At 39.6% G+C, this 1,165-nt stretch carries 3 protein-coding genes; 1 reads left to right on the top strand and 2 read right to left on the bottom strand.

Going from position 1 to position 1,165, the window contains the following annotated elements:
* Window positions 1–145 precede the first annotated feature (145 nt).
* Entirely contained in the window at window positions 146–670 is a 525-nt protein-coding gene (locus A2517_RS07305) for a hypothetical protein (RefSeq protein ID WP_294895601.1), read from the top strand.
* Here the strand turns inward: A2517_RS07305 and A2517_RS07310 are convergent.
* Together A2517_RS07310 and A2517_RS07315 are read right to left on the bottom strand one after the other, a co-directional pair.
* Window positions 667–1,020 carry a hypothetical protein gene (locus A2517_RS07310; protein ID WP_294895603.1) on the bottom strand — a complete coding sequence of 118 codons (354 nt, stop codon included), beginning with the start codon at window positions 1,018–1,020 and terminating at the stop codon, window positions 667–669. The genes A2517_RS07305 and A2517_RS07310 overlap by 4 nt on opposite strands.
* An 8-nt stretch (window positions 1,021–1,028) precedes the next feature.
* Window positions 1,029–1,165, bottom strand: a 137-nt coding sequence (locus A2517_RS07315; protein WP_294895605.1) for a hypothetical protein, incomplete at its 5' end; no start/stop codon positions are given.

The raw sequence follows: 1,165 nt of genomic DNA on the forward strand, positions 1-1,165 counted from the left end.
TAAGCCATTCCCTTTAGAAATTTTTAGCACGCAATAATAGACAATTCTTACTTAAAGAAGGGTTAAGTTTCATAAAAGCTTGTTAAAATAATCTCGAAGAGTGCCGATATACTCACTAAGAATCACCCCTATATAAGGTATTACTATGACAACCGCAACCTCTTATGATGCGTACCGTTCACATGAACTGAATATTCAGATGAAAACGAGTTCGGGTGATATGCTCTCCCTTAATTTTGAAAACGAACAATCTCTTTCACTGAATGAAAAAACGACGTCCAATAGCAAAGAACAATCATTTTCTTTCTCTTCTATGCAGGCATTTTCATTTAATCTCGATAGCAACGGTATCACTGAACAAGATCAAAAAGAGATCAATGCCTTTATGAAAAAAGCACAGCCCTATATCGATAAGTTTATGAAAGAACTCGAAGAGGAGAATCAAACCTCTCCGATCAATAAGATCGCTTCGGATGTCACTAAACTGATCGGAAATCTTAAAAACAGCGATGAAAACGTCAAAAATCATGCAAAAAAAGGGACGGTTGACCTCTTTGACAATGCAGTAAAAGAGATTAAAAGCAATGAAAAAATGATTGAAGAAGCTCAAAAATTGATGCAAAAAATCATCGACGGGTTTGATAAAATGTTTGAGCTGATCTACGCTTAAGGCTTTAAAAAATCTCGCAACGTCGGCATAACCGACTGCCCTTTAGGGATATTGCTCAGATCCAATGTGGTTTTGAGTTTCATATGACAATCTCGACATTCACGAATCACCGCGTGTTCTGCTATCCGTGAACCTTCTATTTTTGCGATCGGGTGACATGCGAAACAGTCGCTTCCGCAATCGGCCATTTTAGCGGGATCGGCACTGTGACATTTGATGCACGTTTGCATCGGTTTATGACGCAGATCTGTATCGATGGTTTTAAGTAATGCAGGATGACAGGTCATACAATCCCCCGTGCATCCCAAAAGCTGTAATAATAGTACAAAGAATAAAACAATTATTTTCATAAATGCGATTATGCCACAGAAACGGTAATCTCATCTCCAACAGCATCAAAGGCAACGGATGCGCCCTCTTCTACTTCTCCGCCGAGAATCAAGTCCGCCAAACGATCTTCGACGATCTCATAGAGTGCCCGTTTAAGCGGTCGTG

Origin of the sequence: Sulfuricurvum sp. RIFOXYD12_FULL_44_77 (assembly GCF_001830725.1) — a bacterium.
GTDB lineage: Bacteria > Campylobacterota > Campylobacteria > Campylobacterales > Sulfurimonadaceae > Sulfuricurvum > Sulfuricurvum kujiense_A.

What these genes read in the sequence shown, in the direction of transcription:
- A2517_RS07305 (WP_294895601.1), top strand. Translation starts at nt 146, where the DNA reads ATGACAACCGCAACCTCTTATGATGCGTACCGTTCACATGAACTGAAT.
- A2517_RS07310 (WP_294895603.1), bottom strand. Translation starts at nt 1,020, where the DNA reads ATGAAAATAATTGTTTTATTCTTTGTACTATTATTACAGCTTTTGGGA.